Here is a 25,089-nt window from a genome sequence, read left to right on the forward strand (position 1 = left end):
CAGGGGCCGGTCGGCCGGGGAGCCGACCGGCCCCTCCGCGCGCCCGCACCCGGTGTCGCCCTCCGCCCCGCGCCGCGTACGCTCGCCGGATGGACCTCGCGCAGACCACCGGTGACGTGTTGGGGGCGCTCGCCCTGACGGCCCGCCGGGCCGTGCACGGCGAGGGGGCCTGCGGGTGCGGGCCGGAGACCGTCCGGGTCCTCGCGGACCAGGAGGACGGGGCCGTCGTGCGGCACGGCGGGCTCGTCGCCAAGGCGCACGCGCCCGGGACCGACGACGGCCCGCACGCGGCCCGTCTCGCCCTCGCCGGCCGGCCGGAACTCGACGGGATCCTCCTCCCCCCGGTCCCCGGACAGCGCCCCGGCCGGGTCGCCGGACGGCCGGTGACGCTCTGGCCGTACGGGCCGCCGGTCGACCCGGGCGACCCGGACGCCGCCCCCTGGGAGGAGGCGGCCCGGCTGCTCGCCCGGCTCCACCGCACCCCGCCCCCGGCGGGCCCCCCGCTGCCCGTGACGCGCGCCCCCGCGAAGGCGGCCCTCGCCGTGGAGCGGATGCTCCGTACCGCGCCGGACCACCCGGCAGCGGCCACCGTCCTCGCGGCCTGGCGCACCGTCGGCGGGGCCCGCTCCGGCGAGGGGGCCGGCGGCACGCGCGCGTACCTGTGCCACGGCGACTTCCATCTCGGCCAGCTCGTCCGGGACTTCCGCGGCGCGTGGCGGCTCATCGACGTCGACGACGCCGGACTCGGCGACCCCGCCTGGGACCTGGCCCGCCCCGCCGCCTGGTTCGCCGCCGGGCTGCTCCCGGCGGACGTGTGGGCGCGCTTCCTCGGCGCGTACCAGGAGGAGGGCGGCCCGGCCGCCGGCGCCGACCCCTGGGTCCGTCTGGACCTGCCCGCCCGGGCCCTGACCGTACAGACCGCGGCCCTCGCGCTCGCCAAGTCCACCGCGGAGGGGCGCGAGGTGGACGAGGTCGAGGCAGTGATGATCGACACCTGCGCCCGGATCGCGCTTTCCCGAACCGGCTCCGCCTCCGCCGCGTCCTCTTAAGCTGAACCCAGTATTCGAACGGCAAGCAGGGGAGTTGAGCCGAGCATGCAGTGTCCCAAGTGCCACGCGGCGATGCACACGTACAACCGCAACGGCGTCCAGATCGAGCAGTGCAGCGGCTGCCGCGGGATCTTCCTGGACTACGGCGAGCTGGAGGCCCTGACCCGCCTGGAGTCCCAGTGGCAGGCCCCGCCCGCCCCGCCGGCCGCCTACCCGGCCCAGCCCGCTCCCGCCGCGCCCGCCTGGGGCGCCCCGCACGGCGGCCACCACGGCGGTCACTACCGGCAGCGCGGCTTCGGCCGGATGCTCTTCTCCTCCTGAGCCCTTCCGGCCGGGCCCGCCGTGCGCGGACCCGGCCGGGGTGCGCGGGCCCGGCCGGAGTGCGCGCCGGTCCGTCCGGCACGACGACGAAGCCCCCGTCCGCAGGTGCGGGCGGGGGCTTCCTCTTCCTGTGCGCGATACTGGGATTGAACCAGTGACCTCTTCCGTGTCAGGGAAGCGCTCTCCCGCTGAGCTAATCGCGCGGGTCGCACCCGAGGGCGCGGGGGATGTGGTGCGCGATACTGGGATTGAACCAGTGACCTCTTCCGTGTCAGGGAAGCGCTCTCCCGCTGAGCTAATCGCGCGGGTCGCACCCGAAGGTGCGGGGGATGTGGTGCGCGATACTGGGATTGAACCAGTGACCTCTTCCGTGTCAGGGAAGCGCTCTCCCGCTGAGCTAATCGCGCGGGGGATCCGGGGATCCGGGACCCGAAGGTCCAGTGGACGATACTGGGATTGAACCAGTGACCTCTTCCGTGTCAGGGAAGCGCTCTCCCGCTGAGCTAATCGTCCTTGGAGGTGGAGACGGGATTTGAACCCGTGTAGACGGCTTTGCAGGCCGTTGCCTCGCCTCTCGGCCACTCCACCAGGAGTGAATACGGGGGTTCGGGAAGATCCCCCACATCGAGCGGACGACGAGATTCGAACTCGCGACCCTCACCTTGGCAAGGTGATGCTCTACCAACTGAGCCACGTCCGCTTGTCGGTTCCGGCCCGCTTGCGCGTCCCGGCGACGTGTTGAACTCTAGCGGATTCCGGGGCCAGTACAAAAACGCGTTTCCGCAGCGTGCTGACCTGCGCGCCCTTCGCCGCGCCCGGCGCGGGCTCCCGGAGGGTTCGAACGGTGTTCACCCGCCGTGTCCCCGGGGTCGCGGGGAGCCCCCGTCGCCCGCGCGCCCCGTGGCCCGGGACGACCCGACCTAGACTCGTTGCGTGTACGACCTTGCTCCCCTGGCCCGCTTCGGCGGCCTCGTCGCGACCGACCTCCGGGACGTCACCCATGATCCCGGGGCACTGGACTCCACCGGCTTCTGGGCCGTCTGCGCCGACTTCGAGGGCCGGCTCACCTGCGCCCGTTTCGGAGACGTCCGCAAGGCGCCGGTGCCCCCCGCCGTCCCCGGCGCGTGGGCCGGCCCACGCCCCGGCGACTGGACGTCGTCGCTCGACCGCGCCGCGTACACCGCCGGCGTGCGGAAGATACGCGAGCACATCGCGCGCGGCGAGGTCTACCAGGCGAACCTCTGCCGGGTGATGAGCGCGCCGCTGCCCGATCCGGCCGCGGCCGACGTGGACGCCCTCACCGCGCTGCTCGCGGCCGGCAACCCCGCCCCGTACGCAGGCACGATCCGGCTGCCCGCGCACGGCGTGGAGATCGCCACCGCCTCGCCCGAGCTGTACCTCCGGCGCGAGGGCGACCGGGTCTCCTCCGGCCCCATCAAGGGGACCGGCCGGACCGCCGCCGACCTGCTGCCCAAGGACCACGCCGAGAACGTGATGATCGTGGACCTGGTCCGCAACGACCTCGGCCGCGTCTGCGAGACCGGCTCCGTCGCCGTGCCCGCCCTGTGCGAGCTGGAGGAGCACCCCGGCCTCGTCCACCTCGTCTCCACCGTCAGCGGGGTGCTGCGCGAGGACGAGGGCTGGCCCGGGCTGCTCGCCGCCACCTTCCCGCCCGGCTCCGTCACCGGCGCCCCCAAGTCCAGCGCCCTGCGGATCATCGAGGCCCTGGAGACCGTGCCGCGGGGCCCCTACTGCGGGGGCGTCGGCTGGGTGGACGCCGACAGCGGCCACGGCGAGCTGGCCGTCGGCATCCGCACCTTCTGGATCGACCGCGCGCAGGGCGTCCTGCGCTTCGGCACCGGCGCCGGGATCACCTGGGGCTCCGACCCCGAGCGGGAGTGGGAGGAGACCGAGCTGAAGGCCGCCCGCCTGGTCGCGATAGCGTCGGGCGCCTACGAGTCGGGCGCCCCGGACAGCGACGTCGCGGGGGCGAGCGGAAAGGCCATCTCTCGATGAAGATCTGGGTCAACGGCGGGCTGCACGACGAGGAGACCGCCAGGGTCTCCGTCCTGGACCACGGACTGACCGTCGGCGACGGTGTCTTCGAGACCGTCAAGGCCGAGCGCGGTGAAACGTTTGCCCTCACCCTCCACCTGGAGCGGCTGACCCGGTCCGCCCGCGGCCTCGGCCTGCCCGACCCCGACCTCGACGAGGTCCGCAGGGCCTGCGCCGCCGTCCTGGAGGCCAACCCGCTGGAGCTCGGCCGGCTCCGCATCACGTACACCGGCGGCCTCTCCCCGCTCGGCTCGGAGCGCGGCGACGCCGGCCCCGGCCTGGTCGTCGCCGTCGGCGGGACCTCCCGCCGCCCCGACACCACCGCCGTGGTCACCGTCCCCTGGACCCGCAACGAGCGCGGCGCCCTGACGGGCCTGAAGACCACCTCGTACGCGGAGAACGTCGTCGCCCTCGCCCGGGCGAAGGAGGCCGGCGCCACCGAGGCCCTCTTCGGCAACACCGCCGGCCGGCTCTGCGAGGGCACCGGCTCCAACGTCTTCGTCGTGCTCGACGGCCGGATCCACACCCCGCCCGTCTCCTCCGGCTGCCTTGCCGGCATCACCCGCGCGCTGGCCGCCGAGTGGACCGGCGCCGTCGAGACCGACCTGCCGATCGACGTCCTGGAGACCGCGGAGGAGGTCTTCCTCACCTCCACCCTGCGGGACGTCCAGGCCGTCCACCGCGTCGACGGGCGCGAACTTCCCGGCGCCCCCGGCCCGGTCACCGCCAAGGCCATGCGGATCTTCGAGGAGCGGGCCGCCGCCGACCGGGACCCCGTGCTCGGCTGAATCCGGATGACGGGGGACCCCCCGGATGGGTAGAACACCCCTGATGACCACCACCCTGCGGCCGACCGAGCCGCTTCAGCACTCCGCCGACGGCGGCCGTTCGCGCACCTACGACATCTGCGTGAACAGCCGCCGGGTCGGCTCCGTCCGCGTCGCCACCGATCCGAACTTCGGAGCCGCGGCGGGACTGGTCGAACGGCTCCGGGTCGACGAGCCGGACCGCGGCCGGGGCCGGGGCACGGTGGCCGCCCTCGCCGCCGAGGAGGTGCTGCGCGGCTGGGGCTGCGCGGACGTGTCGATATCGGTGCCCGCCGGAGCGGCCGCCGCACTCGCCCTGGCCCGCGCCCTCGGCTACGCCGAGCGCAGCCGGAACATGCTCAAGGAACTCACCGGCCCGGCGCCCGTGCCGCCGCCCGGCGTCGAGGTGCGGCCCATGACCGAGGAGGAGTTCACGGTCTGGGAGGCCGCGGCCAGGGAGGCCTTCGCGCGGAGCTGGACCGACCGGGGCGTCCCCGAGGACCAGGCCCGCGCCAAGGCGGAGGCCAGCCACCGCGAGCTGCTGCCCCGGGGGCTCGCCAGCCCCGGCACGGCGATCCACGTCGCCGTCGCCGGCGGACGGGTCGTCGGCCACGTCTGGACCGGCGTGCGGGAGCTGGAGCCGGGCGTGAGCGCCGGGTACGTGTACGACGTCGAGGTCGTCGCGGAGCAGCGCGGCAAGGGCTACGGCCGGGCGCTGATGCTGCTCGCCGAGCGCGTGGTGCGGGAGGCCGGGGAGACCCTGCTCGGACTGCACGTCTTCGCGGGCAACACCCCGGCGATCCGGCTGTACGAGTCGCTCGGCTACCGGACCACCCACGTCAACAGCTCCAAGCCGCTGCTCTGAGGGCCCGGTGCCGGGCTTCCCGGACGGGACGGAGGTCAGCCGGCCAGCAGGCGGTCGGCGATCTCCTCGATCCGGGCGCGCAGGCCCTCCTGGCTCTTGCCGCCGTCGAGGCGCTCCCCGCCGATGAGGTAGGTCGGGGTGCCGGTGACCTTGAGGGCCTGGCCCTCGGCCTGGTCGGCGTCGACCGTGAGCAGGTGACGGCCGTCGATCAGCGCGGTGTCGAACTCCTCGGCGTCCAGGCCGAGTCCGGCCGCGACCTCCAGGAGCACCGGCTCGCCCCGCTCGGCGAGGTCGGCGGTCCGGGCCAGCAGGGCCTCGGCGTAGGCCCAGCCCCGTCCCTGGTCGAACGCCTCCTCGGCGGCCTGGGCGGCGGCGTAGGCGTGCTTGTTCTTGGCGAGCGGGAAGTGGCGCAGCCGTACGTCGAGCCGGTCGCCGTACCGCGCGCGCAGCGCGTGGAGGTCGTCGAGGGCCTGGAAGCAGTCCGGGCACTGGAGGTCGAACCACGCCTCCAGGACGACCGGGGAGGGTGCGGTGGTGGAATCACTCATGACCGGCAGTCTTCCAGTCCCGCCGCCCGGGACCCCCATCGGCACCGTACGGGGCCCGACCGGGACCTGAGGAGGAGATCCCGTCCGGGACGACCCGGAGATCTCCCTGAGACGGCGCCGTGGGCGTGGCCCCCGGCGCCGGTGCCGGTGCAGGATGGAAGGGACGCGCCACCCGGGAACTGGAGGATCGCATGCTCGCCGAGACCATCTGCTCCGCGTTGTCCGCGGCGGGGCTGGGCATCGCCGCGATCACGGCGTACCGGAAGAAGTACCTCTCCGCGGCCCGGGTCGCCGGCTGGTCGCTGGTGCCGCTGGGCCTGGTGATGACCGGGGCCGTCGAATGGGCCTTCGACACCGTCTTCAGCCCGGTGGCCTGGGCCGGCTTCGGCGTGCTCGGGGCCGCCTGGCTGCTGTTGCTGACGACCCGGGGCGTCGAGCGGCGCAGGGGCGGCCGGAAGGCGGCCGGCGGGGGAGCGGAGCCCGCGGCGGTCGCGCCCGGTGCCCCGGCCCCGGCCCGGGACGCCCTGGCCCGGCCCGCGGCGGGCAGACCGGCGCGCGGTGGGGACGCCGAGGACTTCAGCGACATCGAGGCGATTCTGAAGAAGCACGGAATCTGACCGCTTCTGGCCGTTGCCTGCCGGGCCTCGACCGGGCTCTGATCCGGAGATCCACGGGAAGGGATGAACCGCCCCGCGCGGGGGCGGTTTCCGGTCTTTCCGGGGCGCGCGGTGCGCGATCATCCCCCCGAGATGCTGGAAACCTCGCGGGAACCCGCCCCCGCCTCCGCCGAGTCCGCCCCCGCCGCCGACCCCCCGCTCGACGAGCCGAGGGGCTGTCTCTTCGCGCTGTCGCAGCCACCGCTGATGATCTTCCTGGCGGTGATCGGGGCGCTCCTCCTGATGGCGGCCCTGCACGACCTCTACGTGCTGTGAGGCGCGCTCCGGCCGGTGGTGCCCGGCGGCGGGATCAGCCGCCGGCCTCCTTGCGGCGGGCCCGGTAGGCGGCCACGTGGAGCCGGTTGCCGCAGGTGCGGCTGTCGCAGTAGCGGCGGGAGCGGTTGCGGGAGAGGTCGACGAAGGCGCGGCCGCAGTCCGGCGCCTCGCACCGGCGCAGCCGCTCGCGCTCGCCCGAGACGACGATGAAGGCGAGTGCCATCCCGCAGTCGGCGGCCAGGTGGTCGGCGACCGAGGCGCCCGGCGCGAAGTAGTGCACGTGCCAGTCGTAGCCGTCGTGGTCGGTGAGCTGCGGGGTGGTGCCCGCGGCGGCCACCAGCTGGTTGATCAGCGGGGCCGCGATCCGCGCGTCGGGGGCGGAGAAGACGGCGGCGAAGCGGTCGCGCACCTCGCGGACGGCCCGCAGGTCCCCGGCGTCCAGTTCGCCCACGTCGCTGATCCGGTGCTCGCGCACGAAGACGCCCAGCGCGTCGAGGTCCGCGAGCGTGTCCTCACGGTCGCCCTGCGCGGCGGTGTTCATCAGATCGACGACGGTGTCGAGGGCGATCCGGGTGTCGTGGGGGATGAGCACGCTTCGCTCCCTGGCCGGCCGCGGGCGGGCGCCCGCGGATGGGAGACGACTCTAGCGCGCCCCGGAAAAGCGCGACGGCGCCCTTCACCACGCCGGCTGCGTGGTGAGGAGCGCCTGAGGTCGAGCGGTCGTGGCTGCCCGCGCGGCGCCGTCGCCCCGAGTCGGACGGCGCCGTGCGGTCTGTGGCCTGGCTCAGCTGTCGGCCAGGATGTGGGACAGCTCGGTATCGAGGTCGAAGTGCCGGTGCTCGGTGCCCGGTGGCACCGCGGCGTCGGTCCGCTTGAGGAACGACTCCAGGGCCCGCGCCGGGGCCTCGAGCAGGGCCTCGCCCTCGGGCGAGCTCAACGCGATGCAGACGACTCCCTGGCCGTGACTACGGGAAGGCCAGACCCGGACGTCGCCCGTGCCGGTGGGCCGGTGCAGCCCCTCGGCGAGAAGGTCGCGGGCGAAGACCCACTCGACCGTCTCCTCGGCTCCGGTGTGGAAGGTGGCGTGCACGGCGTACGGATCCGCCGTGTCATACCGCAGGCCCGCGGGTACAGGCAGTGAGGACTCGCTCGACACAACGAGGCGCAGGTGCAGCTCGCAGCTCACCACGGTGTTCATAAGCGCCAGGGCCTTTCGCTCAGTGTGCGCTCGGGGATTCGCACGTCGGCGAAATCGACATGCCACCTCCGGTGCCGTTGTAAACCCCTCTGTCGGTTTTGTGATCGTTCAGGTAGCTCGGACGGCGGTATGTAACTTTGGGTAATACCGCCATACCGGTGGGGCTGGTGAGTCGGGTAAATTGGCCCCATGAATGCGGAGAGTGACGAGCGCACCCCTGAGCCCCAGCCCGCCGAGCAGGCCGAACTGGGATCCCGCGCCCCGGAGTTCATCAAGGCCCGCCGGGGCCTGCACCTGAGCTGGCAGGTCGGCGTCTTCATCGTCGGACTCGCCGTGATCGTGGCGGGCATCCTGATGCTCGTCTTTCCCGGGCCCGGCTGGCTCGTCATCTTCGCCGGCATGGCGATCTGGGCGACCGAGTTCGTCTGGGCGCAGATCGTGCTCCGCTGGACCAAGCGCAAGGTCACCGAGGCCGCCCAGCGCGCCCTCGACCCCAAGGTCCGGCGTCGCAACATCACCCTCACCGTCATCGGCCTGGTGATCATCGCCGCCCTGCTCGGCTGGTACCTCTGGAAGTTCGGCATCGTCATGCCCTGGAAGATCGACGAATGACCCGGGGATGGTTCGGAAGCCCCGCTGACATGCGGTAATGTTTGCGGTGCGCCGGGGCGATTAGCTCAGCGGGAGAGCACTTCGTTCACACCGAAGGGGTCACTGGTTCGATCCCAGTATCGCCCACCACCCGGCCCGAGGGCCCGGAGACGACCACTGTCTCCGGGCCCTCGGCACGTTCCGGCCCCGGCTCACCGCATCCGGGCCAGCCGCTCGCGCAGCATCCGCGCCTCGCACAGCCGCCGCTCGTACGTCGCCCCCACGGCGAGCAGCAGCAGGCCCGCCGCCGCCGGCGGCAGCCAGCGCGGCAGCGCGCCGACCAGCTGCACCACGTACGGCGCCAGCTCGTGCGCCCCCACCAGGACCAGTGCCGTCCCGCCGAGCACCAGCGGCGCCTGGAGCCGGAACCGTGCCCCGAGCAGCGTCACCGCCAGTGCCCCCGCCCCCAGCAGCAGGGGTCGCACCCAGTCCGGGTCCGACCACACCGCCGCCAGGCCCGGCACCAGCGTCACCGCGAGCCCCGGGCCGTACGCGGCCCAGGACGAGGCCTCCGGATCCCGGCGCCGCCGCAGGAGGCCCACCACCAGCGCCGGCACCGTCACCGGCAGCGTGTACGCCTCCGGGACCGACACGCCCCAGACCGCCAGCCGCACCCAGGCCGCGGCCAGGAACAGCGCTCCCGCCGTCCACGAGGCCGGCCGGCGCCGCTCCGGCCGCAGCGCCGTCGCCGCCGCGACCACCCCGCCCAGCGCCAGCGCCAGGGCGAGCACCGCAGGCCGCGGCACCGTGAGCGCCACCCCCAGGGCGCCGACCGCCACTCCGGTCGGCTCCGCCGCGACCGACCGGACCCGGACCGCCAGGGCCGCCGTGCCCGCCGGCACGAGCAGCAGCACCAGCCCCGCCGCGGCCGCGGACAGCCCGGCCGCCGCGGCCCCGGCCCCCGCCAGGCCCGCCGCCGCGAGCACCGCCGCACCCGCCGCCGTCTCGCGGACCGCCCCGGCGCCGAGCACGGCCGCCGCCGTGAACAGCGCCAGCAGCACGCCCAGCACCACGAAGGTCGCCGCCCGCACGTCCAGCGCCAGGAGCAGCGCCGAACCCGCCGAGGCCAGTCCCGCCGCCAGACCGGTCCACCCCAGCAGCGCACCCGGCGCCGGCGGAGCCGCCGGCACGGCGGCCCCCGCCGTCCAGGACGCGCCCCAGGCGCCCTCCGGGCGCTCCGGCACCGACCCGGGCGCGGGCTCCGGCTCGGGCTCCGGCAGGCCACGGGCCGCCGCGCCGGGCCGCACCGCGAGCCCGAGCGCCGCGGCCGTCGCCACCAGCCGGACGGCGAGCCCCGCCGCGTACGACAGCTCCAGGGCGACCGGCAGCGCCGTCAGCAGCGCCCACCCGAGCGCCACCGCGCCCCACCGGCCCCAGACCCCTCCCGCCGTCGCCGCGGCGACGGCGCCGAGCAGCAGCACCAGGACCGCCGTCGCCGGATGGTCCGCGAGCACCGGCGCGGCGTGCCTCCCCGACCAGAGCCCCGCGCTCCGGTCCGCAGGCCCCAGCACGCCCGCCAGGACCGGCGGCAGCGCCCACAGCACGCCGACCGCCGCGACCCCGCCCCCGGCGAGCCCGAACCCGGCCCGCACGGCCCCCGGGATCCACCCCGCGCGGACCGGACGCCACAGTGACGCCAGGGCCAGCCCGCAGACCGCGTACACCGGCACCGTCCACTCCGGGGGCAGCGCGGCCCGCGGCGGTCCGCCCACGGCCGCCACCGCCGCCAGACCGGCCACCACCGCGAGCGCCGAGGCCGCCGGCCGGACCGCCCGGGCCGCGTACAGGCACAGCGCGGCGCAGCCGAGCAGCAGCGGCGCACCCGTCCACGGACTCGTCAGCGAGAGCCAGGTGCCGACGGGCAGCGCCCAGGCCGCCAGGACGCCCGCCGACGCCCCCGCCGCGATCCGCGCCTCCGCCCGCACCGGGCGGCCGAGCAGCAGCACGTCCGCCGCCGCCGTCAGCACCGCCGCCCACGCCACGGCCGCCGGACCGCCGCCCGCCGCCAGCACGCCCAGCGGCAGCGGGAGCTGCGCCGCGGCCACCGCCGCGGGGAACGGCAGCCGCAGCCGCCGCAGCAGCCCGCCGTACCCGGCCCACAGGCCCGCCAGGACCGCCGAGGCGACCGCCGCGTAGCCGAGCCCGTCCGTCCCCGGCAGCGCCACCCGGTGCAGGGCGTACGCGTCGAGGACCGTCAGGACCAGACCCAGCGCCCCCACCGCCTCCGCCGTCGACGCCAGCCCCCGGCGCAGCAGCACCGCCGGCGCCGCCAGCGCGGCCGAGGTCACCGCGAGCAGCACCGCCGAGCGCCCCGCGATGCCCATCGAGCCCCAGCTCACCAGCGTGAACGCGAGCGCGGCGATGGCCAGCAGGGTCCCGCCCAGGGTCAGCAGCACGTTCTGCGCGCCGCGCGGCGAGGTCTCCGCCGGGGTCACGGCCCCCGGGAACGGCGGGGCGGCGGGCCGGGCGGGCGGCGCGTACAGCACGCCCAGCAGCCAGGCCCGCCGGGCCAGCAGCTCGGCACGGCGCGCGTCGAGCCGGGCCAGTTCGGCGTCGACGCGCCGCAGCTCCTCGACGGGGGGCGGGTTCGTGTCCATGCCCGGAGTGTCGCGCCGCGCCCCCGCACGGGGAATGCGCGCTGCTACTCAGATCCGGCCCGAGTACCCACACTGGACCCATGGACTGGTGCCGGTACCGCTTCCGCAGCGTCTGGCGGCTCGCCGCCCCGCCCGACCGGGTCTACGCCGTCCTCGCCCGCGCCGAGGACTACCCCCTCTGGTGGCCCCAGGTCCGCGCCGTCGTCCCCCGCGACGACACCAGCGGCACCGCCCGCTTCCGCTCCCTGCTCCCGTACGACATCGAGGTCACCGTCCGCGCCCTGCGCCACGACCCGGCGGCCGGCGTCCTGGAGGTCCGGCTCGACGGCGACCTGGAGGGCCGGGTCCGCTGGACCCTCACCGCCGACGGCGCCGGCACCCGCGCCCTGTACGAGCAGGAGGTGGAGGTCAGGGCCCGGCCGCTGCGCCTCCTCGCCGTCCCCGGCCGCCCCTTCTTCCGCGCCAACCACGCGCTGATGATGCGCGGCGGGAGACGGGGACTCGCCGCCCACCTGCGCTCCGAATGAATTTGGAGCCCGGCCCGGAAGCCCTGTATGGTTCAACCCGTTCCCGGGCGATTAGCTCAGCGGGAGAGCACTTCGTTCACACCGAAGGGGTCACTGGTTCGATCCCAGTATCGCCCACCGGGAGAGGCCGGTCCGTCATCGCGACGGACCGGCCTCGGCCTTTTCCGGCCCTCCTCACGCCGCCTTGCGCAGCTCCGCGCGGAGCGGCCACGCCGGATCCACCAGCTCCGGCGTCCCCTGCCGGGTGAACCACGCCTGGAGGCCCCGCGCCTGCGCCGCGTGCCACACCGCCTGGAGGGTGTGCAGCTCCGCCGGCGACAGCCGCTCCAGTCGGGACGCGAACCGCCGCCCCACCGCGCGCACCACCTCCAGCGCCGCCGTGGCGTCCGCCGCCGCGTCGTGCGCCCCCGCCAGCTCCACCTCGTAGTGCGCGCACAGGTCGGTCAGCGTCCTGCGGCCCTTGCGGTACCGGTCCAGGTGCTTGTCCAGGACTCGCGGGTCGAGCACGCACAGCGAGGTGTGCTCCAGGTACCGGCCCAGCGTCGACGCCCGATGGCGCCTCAGCTCCCGGTCCAGGATGGTGAGGTCGAACGGCGCGTTCATCACCACCAGCGGCCGGCCGGCCGCGTTCTGCTCCGCCAGGGCGCGCCCCAGCTCCTCCATGACGGGCGACGGCCACCGGCCGTTCCGCTGGAGGTGATCGTCCGTCAGCCCGTGCACCGCCGTGGCCCCTTCCGGCACCGGTATGCCCGGGTTGACCAGCCAGCGGCTCACCCGGGGCCGCGCCCCGGCCGCGTCCTGGACGACGAGCGCGGCGGACACGATCCGGTCCTGCTCGACGTCCACTCCGGTGGTCTCCGTGTCGAAAGCGGCCAGGGGCCCTTCGTACCAGTTCGTCGTCATACCCGAACTCCTCGCACCCGCGCGGCAGATGGCCAACCCCCTGCCCCGAAGCGGTGATACCCGGACTGTTTGCGCCGTACGCGGACCGGTCACAACACAGGGGACGGGGAAGGACGTTCACATGGCGCTCGCCCAGCCCGAGTCGGGAGGGCTGCCGCCCCAGCGGGCGGCCCCGGCACGCGGCTCACTCGCCACCACCGCCTGCATGGAGACCCTCCAGGTGGGATACCTGCACGCCGTCGCCGCCGCGGCGGGCTGCTCGCTCGGGCAGCCCTTCCCGGACAACGGCGTCGACTGGCACGTGAGCCACGGCTCGCCCGGACACACCGTCGACGACGAGGTCACCATCAAGGTGCAGCTCAAGTGCACCTACCAGCTGTCGGCCCGACCCACGGGGAGCACCTTCCCCTTCACCCTCGACAACGACCACCTGGTGAAACTGGCCCGGACCCCCGTGGCGGTGCACAAGATCCTGGTCGTGATGATCGTTCCGAGAGACCCGGAGGACTGGCTGAGGGCGAGCCACGACCGGCTCGACCTGCGGCACTGCTGCTACTGGATGAACCTGGCCGGGCACCCGGTCACCGGACGCCGCCGGACCACCGTGCGCGTCCCCACGGCACGGATCTTCGACGACCGGGCGCTCTGCGAGATCATGACCCGGGTCGGCCGGGGAGGGAGACCCTGATGCACCGACCGATCGACGAACCCGGACCCGGGGCGGGGGACGGGGCCGGGCGCGGTCCCGTCCCGCCGCCCCACCGCCCCCACCCGGTGCCCCCCGCCGACACCGGCGGCTGGGCGGCGCCGGGCGACGGCGTGCCCGACCCCGGCCGGGTCGACCCGCGCGTCCTCGGCGCCCTCCTCGCCCGGCACGGCTGGCAGCGCCGGGGCGGGGCCGCCGGCCGCTACGGCCGCTGGACACCGCCCGGGAGCGGACCGGGGAGCGGCGGCACCAGCCTCCTCGTCCCCGACACCCTCGCCTTCCCCGACTGCGAGGACCTGATCGGCGAGGCCCTCACCGCCCTCGCCCGCAGCGCCACGCCCTCCGCCCGCGAGGTCCTCACCGGCCTCGCCGTGCCCAGTGACGAGGTCCGCTGGTGGCGCGAGGTGCCCCCGGGCCCGGCCGGCACCGTGCCCTGGCCCGTACAGGAACAGCTGCGCTCCGCCGCCCGCAAGATCCTCCTCGCCGGCGCCCTCGCCGTGCGCGGACGGGCCGGCTACCACGGCTCCCGGCATCGGGCCGCCGCCCGGGCCGCCCTCGAACCCGTCGTCGTCGGCACCGACCCCGGCGGCCGCGCCCTCACCGCCTTCCTGCCCGTCCCGCCCGGCCGCCCCGTCGCCGTGCGGCTGTACCACGCCCTGCACGCCGCCCGCGAGGCCGTCGACTACCAGCGCGCCACCGGCGGCATGGAGGCCTTCGACTCCGCCGTCGGGGCCGGTGTGAGCCGTGAGCTCACCGAGGCGCTCATCGCCCTCGTCCGGGGGACCGAAGGCGCCCGCGTCGCCCTCGCGTGGGCGCCCGCCGCCGGCGTCCCCGAAGGCTGCGCGGCCCGGCCCGAGCCCGTCGAGTTCTCGCCCGGTGACCTGCCCGCGCTGCGCGAGGCGAGCGCCCGCTACCTCACGGACGAGCCCTCCGTGCCGGTGCGCCTCACCGGTGCCGTCGTCCGGATGCGCCGCTCCGGGCCGCGCGGCGAGGGCCGGGTCAGGCTCCGGGTCCTCGGCGGCGCGGACGTCGGCCACGTCCGGGTCACCCTGGACGAGGAGGCGTACCGCACCGCGGGCCACGCCCATCTCGTCGGTCTTCCCATCCGGGTCGTCGGCCGGCTGGAGAGCCGCGGCGGCTTCCGCCGCCTCACCGGCGCCTCCGGCGTGGTCGCGGTGCAGGTGGACGAGGCGGAGCGGGACCGGCTGATGAAGTCCCTCCAGGGGAGCGACGGGGAAGCGGACTTCTTCGAGGAGGCGTGCGGGCCGGAGGAGGAGCGGTGAGCGGGGCGCGGCCGGGCCCGTAAGATCGAGGGGACGCGGCACCTCGTCTCTGCCGCGCCCCGCCGGCGCCGGCACCTCGTGTCTGCCAGCGCCCCGATGCATGGAGTACCCGTGTCCGAAGTCCGTGTGACCGTCCAGACCGCCTCGGGACCAGAGGAGAGGACGGTGAGCGCGGGCACCACGGCCGGCGCCCTGTTCGCCGACGACCGCACCGTCATCGCCGCCCGCGTCGCGGGCGAGCTCAAGGACCTCTCGTACGAGCTCGCCGAGGGCGACCTCGTCGAGGGCGTCGAGATCTCCTCCCCGGACGGCCTCGACATCCTGCGCCACTCCACCGCGCACGTGATGGCGCAGGCCGTGCAGGAGCTCTTCCCCGAGGCCAAGCTGGGCATCGGCCCGCCGGTCCGTGACGGCTTCTACTACGACTTCGACGTCGAGAAGCCGTTCACGCCCGAGGACCTCAAGGCCATCGAGAAGAAGATGCAGGAGATCCAGAAGCGGGGGCAGAGGTTCGCCCGCCGCGTGGTCTCCGACGAGGACGCCCGCGAGGAGCTCGCCGACGAGCCGTACAAGCTGGAGCTCATCGGCATCAAGGGCTCCGCGGCCGTGGAGGACGGCACCGACGGCGCGAACGTCGAGGTGGGCGGCGGCGAGCTGACCATCTACGACAACCTCGACGCCAAGACCGGCGAGCTGTGCTGGAAGGACCTCTGCCGCGGTCCCCACCTGCCCACCACCCGGAACATCCCGGCGTTCAAGCTGATGCGCAACGCGGCCGCCTACTGGCGCGGCAGCGAGAAGAACCCGATGCTCCAGCGCATCTACGGCACCGCCTGGCCGTCGAAGGACGAGCTGAAGGCCCACCTCGACTTCCTCGCCGAGGCCGAGAAGCGCGACCACCGCAAGCTGGGCAACGAGCTCGACCTCTTCTCCATCCCGGACGAGATCGGCTCCGGCCTCGCCGTCTTCCACCCCAAGGGCGGCATCATCCGCCGGGTCATGGAGGACTACTCGCGCAAGCGGCACGAGGAGGAGGGCTACGAGTTCGTCTACTCGCCGCACGCCACCAAGGGCAAGCTGTTCGAGAAGTCGGGCCACCTGGACTGGTACGCCGAGGGCATGTACCCGCCCATGCAGCTCGACGAGGGCGTGGACTACTACCTCAAGCCCATGAACTGCCCGATGCACAACCTGATCTTCGACGCGCGCGGCCGCAGCTACCGCGAGCTGCCGCTGCGCCTGTTCGAGTTCGGCACCGTGTACCGGTACGAGAAGTCGGGCGTCGTGCACGGCCTGACCCGGGCCCGCGGCTTCACCCAGGACGACGCGCACATCTACTGCACCCGCGAGCAGATGGCGGAGGAGCTCGACAAGACCCTCACCTTCGTCCTGAACCTGCTCCGCGACTACGGTCTGACCGACTTCTACCTGGAGCTGTCGACCAAGGACCCGGAGAAGTTCGTCGGCTCCGACGAGGTGTGGGAGGAGGCCACCGCCGTCCTCCAGCAGGTCGCCGAGAAGCAGGGCCTGCCGCTCACCCCCGACCCGGGCGGCGCCGCCTTCTACGGCCCGAAGATCTCGGTGCAGGCGCGGGACGCCATCGGCCGCACCTGGCAGATGTCGACCGTCCAGCTCGACTTCAACCTGCCGGAGCGCTTCGACCTGGAGTACACCGCCCCGGACGGCACCAAGCAGCGCCCGGTCATGATCCACCGCGCGCTCTTCGGCTCGATCGAGCGGTTCTTCGCGGTGCTCCTGGAGCACTACGCGGGCGCCATGCCGCCGTGGCTGGCCCCGGTCCAGGCGACCGGCATCCCGATCGGCGACGCGCACGTCGGCTACCTTCAGGAGTTCGCCGCCAAGGCGAAGAAGCAGGGCCTGCGGGTGGAGGTCGACTCCTCCTCGGACCGGATGCAGAAGAAGATCCGCAACGCGCAGAAGCAGAAGGTCCCCTTCATGATCATCGCGGGTGACGAGGACATGGCCGCCGGCGCCGTCTCCTTCCGCTACCGCGACGGTTCGCAGGAGAACGGCATCCCCGCCGACGAGGCCATCGCCAAGATCGCCAAGATCGTCGAGGAGCGCGTCCAGGTCTGACGGCCGCGCGCGCCGGAAGGCCCCCGGGAATTCCCGGGGGCCTTCCCCGTTCCCCGCGCTCCCCGGCGCCTACGCTCCCGGCGCCGGCGGCCCTCCGTTCCCCGGCTTCTCGTCCTCGCGGGTGAACGCCTGGATCAGCCAGGACGAGAACGAACCCGTCACCGCGCCCAGCAGGGCCAGACCGCAGGCCATCAGGCCGACCGCGACCACCCGGCCGATCGGGGTCACCGGGCTCACGTCGCCGTAGCCGACCGTCGCCAGCGTGGAGCAGGCCCACCAGACCGAGTCGCCGAAGGTGAGGATCGTGGCCCCGGGAGCGTCGGCCTCGTGGTGGTAGACGGTGAGGGCGGCGGTGAAGCCGAGCAGGGAGACCGAGAGCCCGGAGTAGACCATCACGCGGGCGTAGAGGCTGAGCCGCGGCTGGCCCCGGCGGCGCTGGACCCGGTCGTAGAGGGCCACCATCCGGACCGGTCGCAGCAGCGGCAGCAGCAGGACGACCGTGTCGAGGAGGTGGGTGTGGACGAAGCGGAGGGGGTGCTGGCCGCTGAGCCGGAGCCGTACCGCGTAGTCGGCCACGAAGACCGCCCAGGCCGCCGCGATGACCCCCATGCACAGGTCGACGCCGAGCTGCGGGAGGTGGTCCCGGGCGAGGACCCGGACCGCGTATCCCGCGAGGAAGGCGGCGGAGGCCACGGCCAGCGGCAGCTCCATGCGGCGGTCCCAGCGTTCCTGACGGGGCGGTTTCGGGGGCCTTTCGCTCATCGGAACAGGATCACCCGGGGCGGCTTCCCTCGCCCCGCCGACACGTTCCGAACGGGCGACGCAATATGCTGCACAGCATGACGACTGAGCCGGAACAGCAGATCGGAGTGGGGGCGCCGGACGCGTTCCAGCGCCTGTGGACGCCTCACCGGATGGCCTACATCCAGGGGGAGAACAAGCCGACCGGACCGGGGGCCGACGACGGCTGTCCGTTCTGCTCGATCCCGGCGAAGTCCGACGAGGACGGCCTGGTCATCGCCCGCGGCGGGAGCGTGTACGCGGTCCTCAACCTGTACCCGTACAACGGCGGGCACCTGATGGTCGTCCCGTACCGGCACGTCGCCGACTACACGGACCTGGACGCGGCGGAGACGGCCGAGCTGGCCGACTTCACCAAGCGGGCGATGGTCGCGCTGCGGGCGGCCTCGGGCGCCCACGGCTTCAACATCGGCATGAACCAGGGCGCCGTCGCGGGCGCCGGGATCGCCGCGCACCTGCACCAGCACGTGGTGCCGCGCTGGGGCGGGGACACCAACTTCATGCCGGTCGTCGGCCACACCAAGGTGCTGCCGCAGCTCCTGGCCGACACCCGGAAGATGCTGGCCGACGCCTGGCCGGCCACGGTCTGAGCCGTCTCCCCTCCGTACGGCCCCGGGGCGCGCGCCCCGGGGCCGTACGGCGTCAGGCGTCGTAGACGTCGGCCTTCTTCGGGCCGGGCTCCTGCACGGACCCGCCGAGGACGAGGGAGCGGTTGGTGAAGCGCTCGGTGTCGACGTTGTGCTCGTCGAGGAAGCGGATCGTCGCGGTGTGGACGGCGCGCAGCACCGGCGTGGCCATGCGGATGGCGTCGTCGGCCATGAAGCGGTTCTTCCAGAGCGGTCCGGCCCACACGTGCCGCAGGCCGAAGGGCTCGGGCAGGGTCATCTTGCCGCCGAGGAAGTCCAGGACCGGCGGGTACCAGGTGAGCGGGGCGCGGACGGCGAGCCGGACGATGTCGTCGGCGAGGAGCAGCGGCTGCGCGATCTCCTTGGTCTCCCAGAAGCGGACGGACTTGGAGACCTCCTTGGTCTTCGCCTTGGGCTTGGTGGTGAAGAGGCCGTGGACGGGGCCCAGGGCGTGGCCGGTGACCTCGATGCGCAGGGTGTGGTGGAGCGAGGTGACGGTGACCATCATGGTCAGCACCACGTTCCCGTCCCAGAGGGTGAACTGGACGCCCAGGTAGTGGCGGTTGCCGGCGCCGAACTGCTGCTCGTTGCAGATCCGCTGTATCTCGTGCGGCTTCACCTGGTAGTGGACGATGTTGTCGCCCTCGGGGCGGCTGACCTCGTCGGCCCCCTCGCCGACGGGGGAGACGATCCAGTGCTTCACGGTCGGCTTGGGGAAGCCGGTCTTGAGCGAGCCGCGCTCCAGGAGGGTGAGCTGGTCGTGGATCTTGCGGACCAGGTCCCAGGCGCGGAAGTCGTGCATCTCCTGGCCGGCCACCGGGACCAGCTCCTCGGCCAGCGTCCAGCTGCCCCAGCGGGTGCCGAGGCCGAGGATGCCCTTGGGGCCGGCGTAGAAGACCACGTTGGACTGCTGCTCGGCGGAGAGCTTCTCCAGGTTGAGCCGCAGCTCCTCCGCGGACTTCTCGCCCGGGTCGGTGGGGACCGACTTCGGGACGTGGGCGCCGACTCCGCCGCCGCTGAGCAGGCCGGTCCAGCGCTCGCGGAGGTCCACCGCGGTCTTGAGGCAGATCCGGCCCGCGAGGTACCAGCCGACGACCGGGGCGATCATCATCGCCCGCAGGTAGTTGGTCAGCAGGCTGTCGAAGGGGAGCTTGAGGAGGATGAGGACGACGACGATGCCGAACGCCCAGAGCAGGACGGTGCCGAGGGCGCTGGAGCGCTTGTTCTCCGAGCCGGCGGCGATGCGGCGCAGGTGGACGAGACCGAGCCAGAGCAGCAGGCCGGGGAGGAAGAGCACGCCGCAGAAGAAGGTGACCAGGGTGAGCTTGACGTCGCGCTGCCGGCGGATGTGGGTGGCGGCCAGGCAGTGTTCGACGATCGGCTGGGGCTCGGCGCCGAAGGACTGGATGAGGGCCTTGCGGCCGCCGCCGAGCATGCGGACCTGCACGGCGCGGGAGAAGGCCTCGCCGAGGTCGGGGCGGAAGAGCTTCTCCCACTTCCCCTTCTTGACCCCGGTCTTGTAGTGCTCGTTGTCCGCCTCCTGGATGGTCTCCAGGGGGCTGTCCCGGTACGCGGCCGAGGCCAGCGCGTTCGTCGCCCCGGTCAGGCCGCTGCCGCCCTGGAGGGGGATCTGTGCCCCCGGTCCGAAACCGTCGATCGCCACTTCCGCCCCCATCACCGCGAGTACCCGTGCGGGCCGTTCCCGACTGCCGTGCCCGGCGACACCTGCCGCACGCGGCACCACAGCGTAACCGGGCGGCATGGTATGCGTCACCGGCTGTGGACAACCGCGGCCGGAACGCGTCCGCCCGGTTCCGGCCGGGCGGACGCGAACCGCTGTCCGTGCGTCAACTATGAGCGTTTTCCGGCCTGTTCGCGGAGGCGTTCGGCGAGCTGAGGGGGCATCGGCTCGTGCCGGGCGTAGCTGCGGTCGAAGCGGCCCGTGCCGTGCGAGACGGACCGCAGGTCGATCGCGTACCGCCCGATCTCGATCTCCGGGACCTCGGCCCTGACGACCGTCCGGCCCGGGCCCGCCTGGTCGGTGCCGACGACCCGGCCGCGCCGCCCCGACAGGTCGCTCATCACCGCGCCCACGTACTCGTCGGGGACGAGCACCCGCACCTCCGCGACCGGCTCCAGGAGGTGGACCGGCACCTCGGCCGCCGCCTCGCGCAGCGCGAGCGCCCCGGCCGTCTGGAAGGCGGCGTCCGAGGAGTCCACCGAGTGGGCCTTGCCGTCCCTGAGGGTGACCCGGACGTCGACCAGCGGGTGCCCGGCGGCGACGCCCCGCGCGGCCTGGGCCCGTACGCCCTTCTCGACGGAGCCGATGAAGGGGCGGGGGACCGCGCCGCCGACCACCTTGTCGACGAACTCGATGCCGCTGCCCGGCGGCAGCGGTTCGACGTCGATCTCGCAGATCGCGAACTGCCCGTGCCCGCCGGACTGCTTGACGTGCCGGCCGCGGCCGGAGGCGGCGGCGCCGAAGGTCTCGCGCAGCGGCACCCGGTACGGGACGGCGTCGACGCGAACCCCGTAGCGGCCGCGCAGCCGCTCCAGGACGACGTCCTGGTGGGCCTCGCCCAGGCACCACAGCACGACCTGGCCGGTGTCCTGGTTCTGTTCGAGGCGGAGGGTCGGGTCCTCGGCGACGACCTTGGCCAGGCCCTGCGAGAGGCGGTCCTCGTCCGCCTTGGAGTGCGCCTCGACGGCGAGCGGCAGCAGCGGCTCGGGCATGGTCCAGGGCGCGATCAGGAGCGGGTCGTCCTTGGCGGAGAGGGTGTCGCCGGTCTCGGCGCGCCCGAGCCGGGCCACGCAGGCGAGGTCCCCGGCGACGCAGTGCGGCACCGGCCGCTGCTGCCTGCCGAAGGGGGAGGTGAGGGCGCCGACCCGCTCGTCGGCGTCGTGGTCCTCGTGGCCCCGGTCGGCCAGGCCGTGTCCGGAGACGTGCACGGTCTCGTCGGGGCGCAGGGTGCCGGAGAAGACCCGGACGAGGGAGATCCGCCCCTGGTAGGGGTCGGCGGCGGTCTTGACCACTTCGGCGACCAGCGGCCCGTCGGGGTCGCAGGCCAGCGGCGGCCGGGGCTCGCCCGAGGGGGTGGTGACGGCGGGCGGCTCGTGCTCCAGCGGGGAGGGGAAGCCGCGGGTGATCAGCTCCAGCAGCTCGACCGTGCCGAGGCCCTGCCCGCCGCCCTCGGCGGCGGGGGCGGCGGCGAGCACGGGGTGGAGGGCGCCCCGGGCGACCGCCTTCTCCAGGTCGCCGACGAGGGTGCCGGGGTCGATCTCCTCGCCGCCCAGATAGCGGTCCATGAGGGTCTCGTCCTCGCTCTCCGCGATGATCCCCTCGATGAGCCGGGCCCGCGCCGCGGCGATCGTCTCCCGCTCGGCGCCGTCGGGCTCCCGCTCGACGCGCTCGCCCGTGGAGTAGTCGTGGACCCGCTCCGAGAGGAGGCCGATCAGACCGGTCGCGGGGGCGTGCCCGTCGGCGCCCTCGGGGCCGTGCACCGGCAGGTGGAGGGGGAGCACGGCGTCGGGGTCGTCGTGGCCGAAGAGCCCGGCGCAGACCCCGGTCAGCTCGTCGAAGCCGGTGCGGGCGGTGTCGAGGTGGGTGACGACGATGGCGCGGGGCATGCCGACGGCCGCGCACTCCTCCCAGACCATCCGGGTGGAGGCGGCGACCGCGTCGGCCTCCTGTGCGGCCGAGACGACGAAGAGGGCCGCGTCCGCGGCGCGCAGACCGGCCCTCAGCTCTCCGACGAAGTCGGCGTACCCGGGGGTGTCGAGCAGATTGACCTTGAAGCCGTCCCAGCCGACCGGGACGAGGGAGAGCTGGACGGAGCGGTGCTGGCGGTGCTCGATCTCGTCGTAGTCGGAGACGGTCGCCCCGTCCTCGACCCTGCCGGGCCGGCCCAGCGCCCCGGCGGTCTGCGCGAGCGCCTCGACGAGCGTCGTCTTGCCCGCTCCGCTGTGGCCGACCAGCACCACGTTCCGTATCTCCGAGGGCCGGTCGGCCGTCGGTGCCCTGCCGGCGGCTCCGGCGGGGGTGTGCGCCTTGTCGCCCATGGTGTCCTCCCGGCTGTGCGGCGGTGAGGGGTGAGCGGGCGCGGGGGAGCGGCATCGCGGTGCGGCTCCTGCGGTGCCCGCGGCGTGCTCCTTCGAGCTTTGCACCGACGCCGGGACGCGTCCATCCGTCGTACCCCGGTGGGCCCCCGGGGTTACGACGACGCGGCGGGGCGGGTGCGCTCCCGTGCCGCGCCACGGGCGTGGCTACGATGGGTGAGCCGGTGGTCATGGGACCGCGCGGCCCGCCGAAACCTCGGGAAGGCCATGCTGAACAAGTACGCGCGTGCGTTTTTTACGCGTGTCCTCACACCGTTCGCCGCGTTTCTGCTCCGCCGGGGCGTCAGCCCCGACGCCGTGACGCTGATCGGCACGGCGGGAGTGGTCGCCGGAGCGCTGGTCTTCTTCCCCAGGGGCGAGTTCTTCTGGGGCACGATCGTGATCACGCTCTTCGTCTTCTCCGACCTCGTCGACGGCAACATGGCCCGGCAGGCCGGGATCTCCAGCCGCTGGGGCGCCTTCCTCGACTCGACCCTCGACCGGGTCGCCGACGGGGCGATCTTCGGCGGCTTCGCGCTCTGGTACGCGGGCAAGGGCGACGACAACGTGCTCTGCGCGGTGGCGATCTTCTGCCTGGCAAGCGGCCAGGTCGTCTCGTACACCAAGGCGCGTGGTGAATCGATTGGCCTGCCGGTCGCGGTCAACGGCCTGATCGAGCGGGCCGAGCGGCTGGTGATCTCGCTGGTCGCCGCCGGCCTCGCCGGACTGCACGCCTTCGGCGTGCCGGGGATCGACGTGCTGCTGCCCGTCGCCCTCTGGATCGTGGCCGTCGGTTCGGCCGTGACCCTGGGGCAGCGGGTCGTGACGGTGCGCAGGGAATCGGCCGAGGCGGACGCCGCCGCGGCCGCCGGGGGGAGCGGGGCGGCCACGTGAGCACGCTGAAGGACAAGGCGGCCGACGGCCTGTACGGGCTCGGCTGGGCCGCCGTCAAGAAGCTCCCGGAGCCGGTGGCCAAGGCCCTCGGACGGAAGATCGCCGACACCGCGTGGAAGCGCCGCGGCAAGGGCGTCCTGCGACTGGAGGCCAACCTCGCGCGCGTGGTGCCCGACGCCACGCCCGAGCGGCTCGCCGAACTGTCGAAGGCCGGCATGCGCTCGTACATGCGCTACTGGATGGAGTCCTTCCGGCTCCCGACCTGGAGCGCCGAGCGGGCCGCGAACAGCTTCGCGCTCAAGGGCGCGCACCACCTCAAGGACGGCCTCGCCTCCGGCCGGGGCGTCGTCCTCGCCCTGCCCCACATGGGCAACTGGGACCTGGCCGGAGTGTGGGTCACCCGCGCGCTCGGCGTGCCCTTCACCACCGTCGCCGAGCGGCTCAAGCCCGAGTCCCTCTACGACCGCTTCGTCGCCTACCGCGAGTCCCTCGGCATGGAGGTGCTGCCGCACACCGGCGGCGCCGCCTTCGGCACCCTCGCCCGGCGGCTGCGCGCCGGCGGGCTCGTCTGCCTGGTCGCCGACCGGGACCTGTCCGCCTCCGGCGTCGAGGTCTCCTTCTTCGGCGAGGCCGCCCGGATGCCCGCGGGACCGGCCATGCTCGCCCTCCAGACCGACGCGATCCTGCTGCCGGTGACCCTCTGGTACGACGACTCCGACGTCATGCGCGGAGAGGTGCACGCGCCCGTGGACGTACCCGGGTCAGGCACCCGGGCCGAAAAGGCGTCCCTCATGACACAGGCTCTCGCCGACACCTTCGCCGGGGCCATCGCGGACCACCCCGAGGACTGGCACATGCTCCAGCGCCTCTGGCTGGCCGACCTGGAGGAGCGCACACCGTGAGGATCGGAATCGTCTGCCCGTACTCCTGGGACGTACCGGGCGGCGTCCAGTTCCACATCCGCGACCTCGCGGAGCACCTGATCCGGCTCGGGCACGAGGTCTCCGTCCTCGCCCCCGCCGACGACGACACCCCGCTGCCGCCGTACGTGGTCTCCGCCGGCCGGGCCGTGCCCGTCTCGTACAACGGCTCGGTGGCACGGCTCAGCTTCGGCTTCCTGTCCGCCGCGCGGGTGCGCCGCTGGCTGCACGACGGCACCTTCGACGTCGTCCACATCCACGAGCCGACCTCGCCCTCGCTGGGGCTGCTCACCTGCTGGGCGGCGCAGGGCCCGATCGTGGCCACCTTCCACACCTCGAACCCGCGCTCGCGGGCGATGCTCGCCGCCTACCCGATCCTCCAGCCGGCGCTGGAGAAGATCAGCGCCCGGATCGCCGTCAGCGAGTACGCGCGCCGGACCCTGGTGGAGCACCTCGGCGGCGACGCCGTCGTCATCCCCAACGGCGTCGACGTCGACTTCTTCGCCCGCGCGGAGCCGAAGGCGGAGTGGCAGGGGCACACGCTGGGCTTCATCGGGCGGATCGACGAGCCCCGCAAGGGCCTGCCGGTCCTGATGAAGGCCCTGCCCCGGATCCTCACCGAACGCCCGGACACCCGGCTCCTGGTCGCCGGGCGCGGCGACGAGGAGGAGGCGGTGGCCTCGCTGCCGGCCGAGATGCGCTCCCGGGTGGAGTTCCTCGGCATGGTCAGCGACGAGGACAAGGCGCGGCTGCTGCGCAGCGTCGACGTGTACGTGGCGCCCAACACGGGCGGCGAGTCCTTCGGCATCATCCTGGTCGAGGCGCTGTCGGCCGGAGCGCCGGTCCTCGCCGCCGACCTGGACGCCTTCGCGCAGGTCCTCGACCAGGGCGCGGCGGGCGAGCTCTTCGCCAACGAGGACGCGGACGCGCTGGCCGACGCGGCGATCCGGCTGCTCGGCGACGACGTCCGCCGCGCCGAGCTGAGCGCGCGCGGCTCCGCCCACGTGCGGCGCTTCGACTGGTCCACGGTCGGCGCGGACATCCTGGCCGTGTACGAGACGGTCACGGACGGGGCGGCTGCGGTGGACACGGACGAGAAGGCGGGCGGCCTCCGGGCCAGGCTGGGCCTGTAGGCCGGTGTGAGCCGCGCCCGGGCTTTCCGGGCCCGGACCCGTGCCCCGTGCGACGGCTCCGTACCGGTGCGGGCGCGGGCGC

General features: G+C 74.1%; 24 protein-coding genes and 8 tRNA genes. 18 read left to right on the plus strand and 14 right to left on the minus strand.

What is annotated here, in order from left to right:
• The first annotated feature begins 89 nt into the window (after nucleotides 1-89).
• Both ACFW6A_RS14335 and ACFW6A_RS14340 read left to right on the plus strand, forming a co-directional pair.
• Entirely contained in the window at nucleotides 90-1,049 is a 960-nt protein-coding gene (locus tag ACFW6A_RS14335; RefSeq protein ID WP_351848306.1) for an aminoglycoside phosphotransferase family protein, read from the plus strand.
• A 45-nt stretch (nucleotides 1,050-1,094) separates the two neighbouring features.
• Nucleotides 1,095-1,370 (plus strand): zf-TFIIB domain-containing protein, encoded by a 276-nt coding sequence (locus ACFW6A_RS14340; RefSeq protein ID WP_351848303.1) that lies wholly within the window; start codon nucleotides 1,095-1,097, stop codon nucleotides 1,368-1,370.
• 131 nt (nucleotides 1,371-1,501) lie between these two features.
• On the opposite strand, the gene ACFW6A_RS14345 is transcribed toward ACFW6A_RS14340, so the two are convergent.
• The 6 genes from ACFW6A_RS14345 to ACFW6A_RS14370 form a co-directional block, all read right to left on the minus strand.
• Nucleotides 1,502-1,573, minus strand: a tRNA-Val gene (locus tag ACFW6A_RS14345).
• Between the two features lie 27 nt (nucleotides 1,574-1,600).
• Nucleotides 1,601-1,675: transfer RNA gene (locus ACFW6A_RS14350), tRNA-Val, on the minus strand.
• Between the two features lie 27 nt (nucleotides 1,676-1,702).
• A tRNA-Val gene (locus ACFW6A_RS14355) sits at nucleotides 1,703-1,777 on the minus strand.
• Nucleotides 1,778-1,811: 34 nt separating this feature from the next.
• A tRNA-Val gene (locus ACFW6A_RS14360) sits at nucleotides 1,812-1,883 on the minus strand.
• 1 nt (nucleotide 1,884) lies between these two features.
• Nucleotides 1,885-1,958: transfer RNA gene (locus tag ACFW6A_RS14365), tRNA-Cys, on the minus strand.
• 39 nt (nucleotides 1,959-1,997) lie between these two features.
• Nucleotides 1,998-2,070 (minus strand) — tRNA-Gly (locus tag ACFW6A_RS14370).
• 233 nt (nucleotides 2,071-2,303) lie between these two features.
• Here ACFW6A_RS14370 and ACFW6A_RS14375 point away from each other — a divergent pair.
• Genes ACFW6A_RS14375 through ACFW6A_RS14385 form a run of 3 tightly spaced genes read left to right on the plus strand, consistent with a single transcriptional unit; the run spans nucleotide 2,304 to nucleotide 5,096 of the window.
• On the plus strand, nucleotides 2,304-3,386 hold the full coding sequence (locus ACFW6A_RS14375) for a chorismate-binding protein (RefSeq protein WP_386485336.1): 1,083 nt from the start codon (nucleotides 2,304-2,306) through the stop codon (nucleotides 3,384-3,386).
• Nucleotides 3,383-4,213, plus strand: a complete 831-nt coding sequence (locus ACFW6A_RS14380; protein ID WP_351848297.1) for an aminodeoxychorismate lyase — start codon at nucleotides 3,383-3,385, stop codon at nucleotides 4,211-4,213. Before ACFW6A_RS14375 ends, ACFW6A_RS14380 begins: the two co-directional genes overlap by 4 nt.
• Nucleotides 4,214-4,256: 43 nt before the next feature.
• Complete coding sequence (locus tag ACFW6A_RS14385) at nucleotides 4,257-5,096, plus strand: GNAT family N-acetyltransferase (protein WP_351848295.1); 840 nt, start codon at nucleotides 4,257-4,259, stop codon at nucleotides 5,094-5,096.
• A gap of 35 nt (nucleotides 5,097-5,131) precedes the next feature.
• On the opposite strand, the gene ACFW6A_RS14390 is transcribed toward ACFW6A_RS14385, so the two are convergent.
• Nucleotides 5,132-5,644, minus strand: coding sequence for a DsbA family protein (locus tag ACFW6A_RS14390; protein WP_351848292.1), 513 nt, complete (start codon nucleotides 5,642-5,644; stop codon nucleotides 5,132-5,134).
• A 191-nt stretch (nucleotides 5,645-5,835) separates the two neighbouring features.
• Here ACFW6A_RS14390 and ACFW6A_RS14395 point away from each other — a divergent pair, with 191 nt between their 5' ends.
• On the plus strand, nucleotides 5,836-6,261 hold the full coding sequence (locus ACFW6A_RS14395; protein WP_351848289.1) for a hypothetical protein: 426 nt from the start codon (nucleotides 5,836-5,838) through the stop codon (nucleotides 6,259-6,261).
• Nucleotides 6,262-6,393: 132 nt separating this feature from the next.
• Nucleotides 6,394-6,576, plus strand: a complete 183-nt coding sequence (locus ACFW6A_RS14400) for a hypothetical protein (protein ID WP_043228112.1) — start codon at nucleotides 6,394-6,396, stop codon at nucleotides 6,574-6,576.
• Between the two features lie 34 nt (nucleotides 6,577-6,610).
• Here ACFW6A_RS14400 and ACFW6A_RS14405 read toward each other — a convergent pair whose 3' ends face one another.
• Together ACFW6A_RS14405 and ACFW6A_RS14410 are read right to left on the minus strand one after the other, a co-directional pair.
• Entirely contained in the window at nucleotides 6,611-7,168 is a 558-nt protein-coding gene (locus ACFW6A_RS14405) for a CGNR zinc finger domain-containing protein (protein ID WP_351848286.1), read from the minus strand.
• A 192-nt stretch (nucleotides 7,169-7,360) separates the two neighbouring features.
• Nucleotides 7,361-7,774 (minus strand): SsgA family sporulation/cell division regulator, encoded by a 414-nt coding sequence (locus ACFW6A_RS14410; protein WP_030493555.1) that lies wholly within the window; start codon nucleotides 7,772-7,774, stop codon nucleotides 7,361-7,363.
• Nucleotides 7,775-7,963: 189 nt separating this feature from the next.
• On the opposite strand from ACFW6A_RS14410, the gene ACFW6A_RS14415 reads away from it, so the two are divergent.
• Both ACFW6A_RS14415 and ACFW6A_RS14420 read left to right on the plus strand, forming a co-directional pair.
• Complete coding sequence (locus tag ACFW6A_RS14415) at nucleotides 7,964-8,386, plus strand: TIGR02611 family protein (protein WP_351848284.1); 423 nt, start codon at nucleotides 7,964-7,966, stop codon at nucleotides 8,384-8,386.
• Between the two features lie 54 nt (nucleotides 8,387-8,440).
• A tRNA-Val gene (locus ACFW6A_RS14420) sits at nucleotides 8,441-8,515 on the plus strand.
• Between the two features lie 62 nt (nucleotides 8,516-8,577).
• Here ACFW6A_RS14420 and ACFW6A_RS14425 read toward each other — a convergent pair.
• A complete protein-coding gene (locus ACFW6A_RS14425; protein ID WP_386640758.1) occupies nucleotides 8,578-11,022 on the minus strand; it encodes an SCO7613 C-terminal domain-containing membrane protein in 2,445 nt (814 codons plus the stop codon).
• Nucleotides 11,023-11,102: 80 nt separating this feature from the next.
• Between ACFW6A_RS14425 and ACFW6A_RS14430 the strand changes: the two genes are divergently transcribed.
• Together ACFW6A_RS14430 and ACFW6A_RS14435 are read left to right on the plus strand one after the other, a co-directional pair.
• Nucleotides 11,103-11,549, plus strand: a complete 447-nt coding sequence (locus tag ACFW6A_RS14430) for an SRPBCC family protein (RefSeq protein ID WP_351848279.1) — start codon at nucleotides 11,103-11,105, stop codon at nucleotides 11,547-11,549.
• A gap of 45 nt (nucleotides 11,550-11,594) precedes the next feature.
• Nucleotides 11,595-11,666: transfer RNA gene (locus tag ACFW6A_RS14435), tRNA-Val, on the plus strand.
• Nucleotides 11,667-11,723: 57 nt separating this feature from the next.
• On the opposite strand, the gene ACFW6A_RS14440 is transcribed toward ACFW6A_RS14435, so the two are convergent.
• Nucleotides 11,724-12,452 carry a 3'-5' exonuclease gene (locus ACFW6A_RS14440; RefSeq protein ID WP_351848276.1) on the minus strand — a complete coding sequence of 243 codons (729 nt, stop codon included), beginning with the start codon at nucleotides 12,450-12,452 and terminating at the stop codon, nucleotides 11,724-11,726.
• 121 nt (nucleotides 12,453-12,573) lie between these two features.
• On the opposite strand from ACFW6A_RS14440, the gene ACFW6A_RS14445 reads away from it, so the two are divergent.
• The 3 genes from ACFW6A_RS14445 to thrS all read left to right on the plus strand — a co-directional run bounded on the left by ACFW6A_RS14445 (nucleotide 12,574) and on the right by thrS (nucleotide 16,538).
• Complete coding sequence (locus ACFW6A_RS14445) at nucleotides 12,574-13,140, plus strand: DUF4365 domain-containing protein (protein WP_351848274.1); 567 nt, start codon at nucleotides 12,574-12,576, stop codon at nucleotides 13,138-13,140.
• On the plus strand, nucleotides 13,140-14,441 hold the full coding sequence (locus ACFW6A_RS14450; RefSeq protein ID WP_386640761.1) for a hypothetical protein: 1,302 nt from the start codon (nucleotides 13,140-13,142) through the stop codon (nucleotides 14,439-14,441). The genes ACFW6A_RS14445 and ACFW6A_RS14450 overlap by 1 nt, the downstream gene beginning before the upstream one ends.
• 111 nt (nucleotides 14,442-14,552) lie before the next feature.
• Complete coding sequence (thrS, locus tag ACFW6A_RS14455) at nucleotides 14,553-16,538, plus strand: threonine--tRNA ligase (protein ID WP_351848267.1); 1,986 nt, start codon at nucleotides 14,553-14,555, stop codon at nucleotides 16,536-16,538.
• 69 nt (nucleotides 16,539-16,607) lie between these two features.
• On the opposite strand, the gene ACFW6A_RS14460 is transcribed toward thrS, so the two are convergent.
• Nucleotides 16,608-17,300, minus strand: coding sequence for a potassium channel family protein (locus ACFW6A_RS14460; protein WP_351848264.1), 693 nt, complete (start codon nucleotides 17,298-17,300; stop codon nucleotides 16,608-16,610).
• A gap of 65 nt (nucleotides 17,301-17,365) precedes the next feature.
• Here ACFW6A_RS14460 and ACFW6A_RS14465 point away from each other — a divergent pair, with 65 nt between their 5' ends.
• Nucleotides 17,366-17,929 (plus strand): HIT family protein, encoded by a 564-nt coding sequence (locus ACFW6A_RS14465; RefSeq protein WP_386485396.1) that lies wholly within the window; start codon nucleotides 17,366-17,368, stop codon nucleotides 17,927-17,929.
• A gap of 52 nt (nucleotides 17,930-17,981) precedes the next feature.
• On the opposite strand, the gene ACFW6A_RS14470 is transcribed toward ACFW6A_RS14465, so the two are convergent.
• Together ACFW6A_RS14470 and ACFW6A_RS14475 are read right to left on the minus strand one after the other, a co-directional pair.
• Nucleotides 17,982-19,640 (minus strand): hypothetical protein, encoded by a 1,659-nt coding sequence (locus tag ACFW6A_RS14470; RefSeq protein ID WP_351848258.1) that lies wholly within the window; start codon nucleotides 19,638-19,640, stop codon nucleotides 17,982-17,984.
• Between the two features lie 176 nt (nucleotides 19,641-19,816).
• The gene (locus tag ACFW6A_RS14475) at nucleotides 19,817-22,024 is read right to left on the minus strand and encodes an elongation factor G-like protein EF-G2 (protein ID WP_351848256.1); all 2,208 of its coding nucleotides are present in this window, start codon (nucleotides 22,022-22,024) and stop codon (nucleotides 19,817-19,819) included.
• A 264-nt stretch (nucleotides 22,025-22,288) separates the two neighbouring features.
• Between ACFW6A_RS14475 and pgsA the strand changes: the two genes are divergently transcribed.
• The 3 genes from pgsA to ACFW6A_RS14490 are packed head-to-tail and all read left to right on the plus strand — an operon-like array spanning nucleotide 22,289 to nucleotide 25,007.
• A complete protein-coding gene (gene pgsA / locus ACFW6A_RS14480; RefSeq protein WP_351848254.1) occupies nucleotides 22,289-22,954 on the plus strand; it encodes a phosphatidylinositol phosphate synthase in 666 nt (221 codons plus the stop codon).
• Nucleotides 22,951-23,856: a phosphatidylinositol mannoside acyltransferase gene (locus tag ACFW6A_RS14485; RefSeq protein ID WP_386640766.1), complete on the plus strand. Its 906-nt coding sequence runs from the start codon at nucleotides 22,951-22,953 to the stop codon at nucleotides 23,854-23,856. Before pgsA ends, ACFW6A_RS14485 begins: the two co-directional genes overlap by 4 nt.
• The gene (locus ACFW6A_RS14490; protein WP_351848252.1) at nucleotides 23,853-25,007 is read left to right on the plus strand and encodes a glycosyltransferase family 4 protein; all 1,155 of its coding nucleotides are present in this window, start codon (nucleotides 23,853-23,855) and stop codon (nucleotides 25,005-25,007) included. Before ACFW6A_RS14485 ends, ACFW6A_RS14490 begins: the two co-directional genes overlap by 4 nt.
• Nucleotides 25,008-25,089: the final 82 nt, after the last annotated feature.

It is taken from the genome of Streptomyces sp. NPDC058758, from assembly GCF_042746075.1.
Classification (GTDB): Bacteria; Actinomycetota; Actinomycetes; order Streptomycetales; family Streptomycetaceae; genus Streptomyces.

Excerpts from the sequence above, each read along its gene's own strand:
- ACFW6A_RS14335 (WP_351848306.1), top strand. The coding sequence starts at position 90 with ATGGACCTCGCGCAGACCACCGGTGACGTGTTGGGGGCGCTCGCCCTG.
- ACFW6A_RS14340 (WP_351848303.1), top strand. The coding sequence starts at position 1,095 with ATGCAGTGTCCCAAGTGCCACGCGGCGATGCACACGTACAACCGCAAC.
- ACFW6A_RS14380 (WP_351848297.1), top strand. The coding sequence starts at position 3,383 with ATGAAGATCTGGGTCAACGGCGGGCTGCACGACGAGGAGACCGCCAGG.
- ACFW6A_RS14385 (WP_351848295.1), top strand. The coding sequence starts at position 4,257 with ATGACCACCACCCTGCGGCCGACCGAGCCGCTTCAGCACTCCGCCGAC.
- ACFW6A_RS14390 (WP_351848292.1), bottom strand. The coding sequence starts at position 5,644 with ATGAGTGATTCCACCACCGCACCCTCCCCGGTCGTCCTGGAGGCGTGG.
- ACFW6A_RS14395 (WP_351848289.1), top strand. The coding sequence starts at position 5,836 with ATGCTCGCCGAGACCATCTGCTCCGCGTTGTCCGCGGCGGGGCTGGGC.
- ACFW6A_RS14400 (WP_043228112.1), top strand. The coding sequence starts at position 6,394 with ATGCTGGAAACCTCGCGGGAACCCGCCCCCGCCTCCGCCGAGTCCGCC.
- ACFW6A_RS14410 (WP_030493555.1), bottom strand. The coding sequence starts at position 7,774 with ATGAACACCGTGGTGAGCTGCGAGCTGCACCTGCGCCTCGTTGTGTCG.
- ACFW6A_RS14415 (WP_351848284.1), top strand. The coding sequence starts at position 7,964 with ATGAATGCGGAGAGTGACGAGCGCACCCCTGAGCCCCAGCCCGCCGAG.
- ACFW6A_RS14425 (WP_386640758.1), bottom strand. The coding sequence starts at position 11,022 with ATGGACACGAACCCGCCCCCCGTCGAGGAGCTGCGGCGCGTCGACGCC.
- ACFW6A_RS14430 (WP_351848279.1), top strand. The coding sequence starts at position 11,103 with ATGGACTGGTGCCGGTACCGCTTCCGCAGCGTCTGGCGGCTCGCCGCC.
- ACFW6A_RS14440 (WP_351848276.1), bottom strand. The coding sequence starts at position 12,452 with ATGACGACGAACTGGTACGAAGGGCCCCTGGCCGCTTTCGACACGGAG.
- ACFW6A_RS14445 (WP_351848274.1), top strand. The coding sequence starts at position 12,574 with ATGGCGCTCGCCCAGCCCGAGTCGGGAGGGCTGCCGCCCCAGCGGGCG.
- ACFW6A_RS14450 (WP_386640761.1), top strand. The coding sequence starts at position 13,140 with ATGCACCGACCGATCGACGAACCCGGACCCGGGGCGGGGGACGGGGCC.
- ACFW6A_RS14460 (WP_351848264.1), bottom strand. The coding sequence starts at position 17,300 with ATGAGCGAAAGGCCCCCGAAACCGCCCCGTCAGGAACGCTGGGACCGC.
- ACFW6A_RS14465 (WP_386485396.1), top strand. The coding sequence starts at position 17,366 with ATGCTGCACAGCATGACGACTGAGCCGGAACAGCAGATCGGAGTGGGG.
- ACFW6A_RS14470 (WP_351848258.1), bottom strand. The coding sequence starts at position 19,640 with ATGGGGGCGGAAGTGGCGATCGACGGTTTCGGACCGGGGGCACAGATC.
- ACFW6A_RS14475 (WP_351848256.1), bottom strand. The coding sequence starts at position 22,024 with ATGGGCGACAAGGCGCACACCCCCGCCGGAGCCGCCGGCAGGGCACCG.
- pgsA (WP_351848254.1), top strand. The coding sequence starts at position 22,289 with ATGCTGAACAAGTACGCGCGTGCGTTTTTTACGCGTGTCCTCACACCG.